The sequence below is a fragment of the Phenylobacterium sp. genome, from assembly GCF_004799395.1.
GTDB lineage: Bacteria > Pseudomonadota > Alphaproteobacteria > Caulobacterales > Caulobacteraceae > Phenylobacterium.
Genome location: NZ_SSMZ01000319.1, coordinates 1 through 6,548, shown reverse-complemented (window position 1 = coordinate 6,548; position 6,548 = coordinate 1). Strand labels below are relative to the sequence as shown.

Annotated in this window: 6 protein-coding genes; 2 read left to right on the top strand and 4 right to left on the bottom strand. The window is 68.6% G+C overall.

Annotated elements, in window-relative coordinates:
• The coding region (locus E8A12_RS20635) for an acyl-CoA dehydrogenase family protein (protein ID WP_293372375.1) at positions 1-99 on the top strand (99 nt) is incomplete at its 5' end.
• A complete protein-coding gene (locus tag E8A12_RS20630; RefSeq protein ID WP_293372373.1) occupies positions 96-527 on the top strand; it encodes a DUF3574 domain-containing protein in 432 nt (143 codons plus the stop codon). The genes E8A12_RS20635 and E8A12_RS20630, both read left to right, overlap by 4 nt.
• 64 nt (positions 528-591) lie before the next feature.
• On the opposite strand, the gene E8A12_RS20625 is transcribed toward E8A12_RS20630, so the two are convergent.
• The 4 genes from E8A12_RS20625 to E8A12_RS20610 all read right to left on the bottom strand — a co-directional run.
• Positions 592-1,008: a hypothetical protein gene (locus tag E8A12_RS20625; protein ID WP_293372372.1), complete on the bottom strand. Its 417-nt coding sequence runs from the start codon at positions 1,006-1,008 to the stop codon at positions 592-594.
• 109 nt (positions 1,009-1,117) lie between these two features.
• Positions 1,118-3,313 carry a penicillin acylase family protein gene (locus E8A12_RS20620; RefSeq protein WP_293372371.1) on the bottom strand — a complete coding sequence of 732 codons (2,196 nt, stop codon included), beginning with the start codon at positions 3,311-3,313 and terminating at the stop codon, positions 1,118-1,120.
• Between the two features lie 280 nt (positions 3,314-3,593).
• The gene (locus E8A12_RS20615) at positions 3,594-4,277 is read right to left on the bottom strand and encodes a PEPxxWA-CTERM sorting domain-containing protein (RefSeq protein WP_293372370.1); all 684 of its coding nucleotides are present in this window, start codon (positions 4,275-4,277) and stop codon (positions 3,594-3,596) included.
• A gap of 507 nt (positions 4,278-4,784) precedes the next feature.
• The coding region (locus tag E8A12_RS20610; RefSeq protein WP_293372368.1) for a patatin-like phospholipase family protein at positions 4,785-6,548 on the bottom strand (1,764 nt) is incomplete at its 5' end.

The window sequence follows — 6,548 nt, the reverse complement described above, 5'->3', positions numbered from 1 at the left end:
GTGGAACGCCTCGTCCGGGACGCCAAACTCTACGATATCGGCGCCGGCACCAACGAGATCCGGCGCTTCCTGATCGGACGGGAGCTGATCGGCGGATGAGGAAGCTGGGGGGCATTGTCACGGCGCTGGGGCTGGCCAGCCTGGCCGGCTGCGCCACTGCGCCGCCGCCTGCGCCCGAGTCAGCCGTCGCCTGCCCAGTGGGGCAGGAAGCGCGGCGCACGGCGCAGCTGTTCTTCGGCCGCAATGTCAGCGACAAGCCCGGCGTCAGCGAGGCCGACTTTCAGGCGTTCGTCGACAAGGACCTGACGCCGCGCTTCCCCGATGGCCTGACCGTGCTCGACGGCGGCGGCCAGTGGCGCGGCGCGGAGAACAAGCTGATCCGCGAGGCCTCAAAGGTGGTGCTGATCGTGCTGCCCAAGGGCCGCGACGTCTCCGGGCGGATCGACACCGTGCGCAACGTCTACAAGGCGCGTTTCCACCAGGATTCGGTGTTGCTGATCACCCAGGCCGCCTGCGTCTCGTTCTAGGCCCAACAACAAGGCCGCCGGATCCATGTCCGGCGGCTTTGTTTTCACACTCGCAGTCGGACCGCTAGCGCGGCGGAGTCGTGCTTCCGCTCGTCGTCGACCCGCCGGTCGTGGAACAGGGCTGGCCGCCCGCCGTCCGGGTGGCCGCTGGCGCGCAGGTCATGCGGCTGCGCGAGGTCGTGGACCCGGACGCGCCGGGCATGATTCCGGTGGCGGAGGTGTTCTGGCCGCTGGTCGTCGCGCTGCTGGCGGACGGCGTCGTCGGCGAGGGCGACGGCACGCCCGGCGAGGGCGTGGTGGTGGCGCCCGGCAGGGTCGAGGTGGTTCCGGGCAGGCTGGGCGTGCCGGGCTGGCCGGGCGCCGTCGGCGCGCCGGTGGCGGCGGGCGCCCCTGGCGTGGCGGGGACCTGGGCTGCGGTCGCGCCGGCGATCATCAGGCCCGCGGTGACGACGGCGCTGGCGAAGACTCTTGGCATAGGCATGGGTTGGCTCCTGCTTTTGCGAAAGGTGCAGGTCGCCAACCCCCAAGTCGGGGGCGAAAGTTCCCCCATCGCCGCCTCACGAATTGTTTCCGTGACCCAGGCGGAGCCGTCATTCGCCGGGGCGATAGGACCGTTCGGTGTGGCCTACCAGTTGGTCGGGATAGAAATAGACCTCCCGCAAATCCCCGGAGGCGTAGCGGGCGGCTTCGTCGCCGAAATGCTTCGACATCGGGTCGCCGCTCTCGCCGCCGGCCGTCACCGCGCGGGCGTGGATGCGGGGCCCGAACTCGACCACGGCCACGAAACTGTTGCCGCTGGAGCCATAGTATTTCTTGGTGTCCGGATAGCGCTTGGCCCCGAAGGAGGCGAGCGAGCCCCACTGTGACGACGCGAAGGGCACCGGGATCGACGCCGCCGCGTCGTCGAAGTGCGGGACGATGTTGTCGTCGATCCGCTGGAAGCGGTTGATCTGGCCCCAGGGCGTCTTCCAGGTCCCGAAGTCCTGGGTCAGACGGTCGATGCTCTCGGTCAGGGCGTCGAGCTTCTGCGCGGGGGTGGCGCGCGCGGCCATGTAGTCGTCCACATGCATGCCGGCCTTCTTGGCGTCGGCCGCGCACTTGGCCCACAGCGCCTCGCCCCAGCCCACCGCAAGCGAGGTCTCCACCGACGTCGCCGACCAGCGGTCGTCCCACGCGCGGAGCCTGGTCACGGATTCGGCGAGCCTGGCCTTCTGCGGATCCCCGGCGGGCAAGGCGTCGTAGGCGGCCGCCAGACCCGGGATCAGACGCGCGAAGGTGGGCAGATAGGAATCGAAATCGGTGGCGATCAGCTTGGCGAGCGTGAAATCGCTCTGGCCGGTCAGGACCCGCACAGCGTGCGCCGTCCGCGGGTTCTCGCCGGCCTGATCCATATACCGGGGGAAGTCGGCCTTCTTCGGGCTGTTGGGCCCGGCCGCCGACCAGGGGCTGTCGTTGGAATTGTAGACCCAGCCGTTGGATGGGTTGATCACCTTCGGCATCTCGGCGAAGGGCGTCACGCCCTGCCAATCGGTCGCAGGGTCCGAGCCGTCGACCGGCTTGGTGTAGTCGAAGCGGTTGTCGCGCTTGGGCATGAACTGCGGCAGCAGGAGCGCGGTCTCGCCCTTGGTGTCGGCGAACAGGGTGTCGTTCGAGGAGTTGGCGGCCAGCTCGGCGACCTTCAGGAACGAGGCGAGGTCCGTGGTCTTTGTACGGCCGAAGGACTGCTCGAGCGCCTCGATCGGCTTGTTCATCAGCGCGATGGCGATCCACTTGTCGCCATCGGCCCGCACCAGCGGGCCGTGGTGGGTGCGGTAGACCGTGAAGGTCTTGGCCGCCATCGTCCCCTCCGGCGTGCGGTAGGGCACGGTGATGGTCGAGACCCCCACCGGCCGCTCTTCCGCGCCATAACGGTAGAAGAGCTTGCCGCCCCTGCGAACGATGGTCTCGGCGAACTCATCTATGGTGTCGGCGCCGGTGGAGGTGTGCATCCAGCCAGCGTGGGGGTTGAACCCCTGGTAGATGAAGAACTGGCCCCAGGTCGCCGCCCCATAGGCGTTCAGTCCTTCGTCGCTGGTCATCTGCAGTTCGGAGCGGAAGTAGAACGAGGTGTGCGGGTTGATCAGCAGCAGCGCGTGGCCGTCCCGGGTGATCTGGGGGCCGATGGCCATGCCGTTGGAGCCCGACGGCTCCTTGAACTTCAGGCTTTCGGCCTCGGCCAGCTTCAACTTGCCGCCGGCCGCCTCCGGATCGCCGTAGAAGGCCTCCAGAGCCGGCAGGGACACCTTCTCGATGTCGCCGCCGATGCTCCCCTCCGTGAACGAAAGCGCCATCCAAGGCTCAAAATGCTTGAGCACCTTCGGATGCGCGCCGGGGTGCGTCGCCAGGTAGTAGTTCAGCCCATCCGCCCAGCCGTCCATCAGGGCCCGCAGCCAGGCCGGGCTGGCGGCATATTTCGCTTTCAGATCAACCGGATCGACGAATAGCTTCTGGCGCAGATCCTGCCAGATCGCCGCCTGGCCCTGCGCCTCGGCGGTGCGGCCGAGCGAGGTCAGGTAGTTCATCTCCACCCGATTGAAGTCGTCCTCGGCCTGGGCGTAGATCATCCCGAACACGGCCTGAGCGTCGGTCCTGCCGCGCACGTGGGCGATGCCCCAGTCGTCGCGGACGATGGTCACCTGGGCGGCCTCGGCCTTCAGCCGCGCCAGGTCCTTGGACGGCGCGGCCACGACCGGAAAGGCCAGCGAGCTGACCAGGGCAGCCACAGCGAGAAAGCGGGTCTTCGACATGTTGGAACGGCCCCTGGAATCCATGGCCGGACCTTCGCGAGGGGACACCGGGAAAGCAAGCGGGCAGGGGCGGCTATCGTCGCCCTTCGCGCCTATTGCGTCGTTGGCGTCGCGCCATGGTCGAAGCCTGGGTCGCGCCGACGCCCGCCTCCGGAGCTGTGGAAATAGGAGTCCAGCCCAAACTTCACAGCCCTCAGGTTCTCGCCGGTGAAGGCTCCAGACATGCGAAGGGCCGCCCCGTCGCCGGAGCGGCCCTGCAGACTTTCTGTTCGCAGCCGATTTAGGCCGCGAGGACGGCCTGACGGCGCTGGCGGCGGAGCGCCGCGCCGGCGAGGCCGAAGCCGCCGATCATCAGCGCCCAGGTCGTGGGCTCAGGCGCGGCGCTGCTGTTGAGGAATTCGACGCGGAGGCCGCTGGGGTTGCCGGTCTCCTGGCCGAAGTTGATCACATCGATCGTCAGGGTGTTCTGGCCGGCCTGGAAGCCGCTCGACGCGGCGAAGTTGGTCCAGCTCGAGAAGCCGCCGATCGGCGCGCCGCCGTCGGAACCGAGGATGGCGTTCCCGTTCAGCTCGATCCACTGGATGCCGTTGTCGGCGGCGAACTGACCCACGAAGCTGGCGTCGGCCGCTTGGCCGGCGGAGAGGTCGAAGGTCAGCGAGTATTGATAGAAGCCGTTGTTGCGCGGATCGACGGAATCGCCGGCGTTGTCCGTCGGAGTGATCCAGCGCGAGGCCGTGTCGGAGTTTTCGTCCAGCCAGGGTCCGTTCAGCGGAAAGACGCCTTGGGTGCCGCTGATGAAGGCGCTGCCGCCATCCAGCGTCCAATGGCCATCGACGCCGTTCGGCGCCTGGACGCCGGCGTCGGTGACGCCAGTGTTGTAGAGCCCCACGATGGATCCTGCGTGGGCGGCGCCGGTGAGCATCAAAGCACTCGCCGCAGCGGCCACAAAAGCCAGAGTCTTCATAGTCAGCACCCTCATCGCGGGAACCATCGCCGTGCGACGCTGCGCGGCCTGGATGGTCAACAATAGGTTGCCAACTAGCACAGCCTTCCCGTCGGTCTAGAGGTTTCCTCCAAGAATCCCGTTATTTCAGCGTGACTTAGTTAATATTCCCGCGACAGGGGATTAACTCGCCTCGCACCGTTTGCCCCCGACGGTGAGCTCAGGTCGGGCGGCCTTCGGCGAGACCCGATGACGCCCGCGGTCTCGACCCCACGCCGCAGGGTTGCAGACATGCGAAAGGCCGCCCCGTCGCCGGAGCGGCCTTTCCATAGTCGGACCGCAGAGCGGTACGCGACCCTATGCCAGAGCTAGGCCTAGGCGCGGACCCCGCAAGCGGAGGTCCAGGTCACGGTCACCGGGCTACGGTTTTCACTATGAGACACTGGATCACCTCCTTTCAGTTGCTGAGCAAGGACCCCTAATATGGGTCGGTTCGGGCGTCCGCGCAAACGCCGCCTACGCGATATTTCAGCGCGGAAGGGCGGCGACCTTGTCAGCCTTCTGCTCTTCCAGGCTGCGGCGGCGGCGCAGCGATTGGACGGGGCGGTCGAGCTTGTCCAGCGCCTCGATGGTCGCGCGGTAGCCCTCGGCGACGGCAGGCTCGTAGGCGCTGAAGTCGCGGATTTCCACCTTGGAGGTGTCGGGCATCACCAGGACATCGGTGGCGTCCCGCGCGGCCGTCAGGTCCCGCGAGGTCGAGACCGTCGCGGCGCGCATCAGGAGCGAGACGATCGGCGGCCCCTTGCGCCACTCGCCCGACCAGATCCAGCGCCACACCGAGGCCGGTCGCGCCACGTCGTCGGCGGTGATGCTGCGCCCGGTGGTGACGTCGACGCCGACGATGGGGCCGAGCTGGCTGGCGCGCATCACGTCGGCGGGGAAGTTCTTCATCACCGCGCCGTCCACCAGCACGTTCTGGTCGTCGGTGGCCGGCGGCAGGATGCCGGGGAGCGAGACCGAGGCCCTGAGCGCGCGGCGCAGCAGTCCGCGGCGGTGCATCTGATAGGCGCCGGTGGTCAGGTTCGACGACAGGCAGAAGAACGGCAGCCAAAGGTCGGCGATCTGGGTGTCGCCGAAATGGTGCGCCAACCGCTCGTTGACCTTCAGGCCGTGGGTCATGGCGAGCAGGGGCAGGGCGATATCGGTGAGCGGGCTGGTGTCCACGAAGGCTTCGCGGATGCGCACCTGCAGCTCCTCATCATTCCAGCCCATGGCCACGCCGGCGGCGATCACCGCTCCCATGGAGACGCCGCCTACGAAGTCGATGGGCACGCCGCGCTCGCGCAGCGCCCTGACCGCGCCCACGTGGGCGTAGGCCCTGGCCCCGCCGCCGGAGAGCACCAGGCCGACCGACTGCCCGGTGAGCACGCGCGCCAGCCGCTGCAGGTCGCCGTTGTGATCGCGCCGCATATGGAACAGCCGCGCCGGGGTGGCCGCATCCAGCCACGCCTCGGAGCCCTGCGGCCGGTCGATATCCGGCGGCTGCAGCAGGATCAGGTCCACGAGCTGCTGGGCCTGCAGCGGGGAGGGCAGGTCAGTCGCCGCCTGGGGCTTGGGCGCAGTTCGGTCGCCGCGGCCGACGCGGAACAGCCGATCCACCTGGCGGGCCACCACCAGCCGCCAGCCGGCGTCGGCGGGCTCGGCGACGTAGAGGACGAAGTCGTGGGTCCGCTCCACGTCGGAGAACCATTCGGTGGGCGCGGTCTGCGCTTCGGCGCCGATGGTGGTCACCGAATAGCCGAGGCGGCCGATCTCCTGGGCCAGCCGCTCGACCAGGGGCCGCAGGAGCCCGCTGGCGCCCAGGGGGACGAAGCCGAACACCGAGGGCTCGCCGATCCCGCCACGGGTCACCGCCTGGCGGCTACGCAGCATCATAAGCTTGGCGAGCTCGATCATCACCGCGGTGTCGGCCTCGCAGGCCTCCAGGAAGACATCGCGTGGGACCGCAATGATTTCGCTGTCCCGCAGCGCCACCACGTCGGCGGAGTGGGGCGATCCGGCGATCAGCGACATCTCCCCGGCCGGCTCGCCGGGTCGGATCACGCCCAGGAACTGTACTTCGTGGCCCTGCTCGCGGCGGAAGGCGCCAAGCCGGCCGGCGCGCACGAAATAGAGCTGGTCGGACGGGTCCCCGGCCGCGAAAAGCGTCGCCCCGCCGGGCAGCGAGAACCACACGGACTCGCTCTGCACGCGCTCCTGATGAAAGAGCCGCGCCAGCGCCGATTCGTCGGG

Bases quoted from the DNA above. Each gene is read 5' to 3' on its own strand.
- E8A12_RS20615 (WP_293372370.1), bottom strand. From the start codon at position 4,277: ATGAAGACTCTGGCTTTTGTGGCCGCTGCGGCGAGTGCTTTGATGCTC.
- E8A12_RS20625 (WP_293372372.1), bottom strand. From the start codon at position 1,008: ATGCCTATGCCAAGAGTCTTCGCCAGCGCCGTCGTCACCGCGGGCCTG.
- E8A12_RS20620 (WP_293372371.1), bottom strand. From the start codon at position 3,313: ATGTCGAAGACCCGCTTTCTCGCTGTGGCTGCCCTGGTCAGCTCGCTG.
- E8A12_RS20630 (WP_293372373.1), top strand. From the start codon at position 96: ATGAGGAAGCTGGGGGGCATTGTCACGGCGCTGGGGCTGGCCAGCCTG.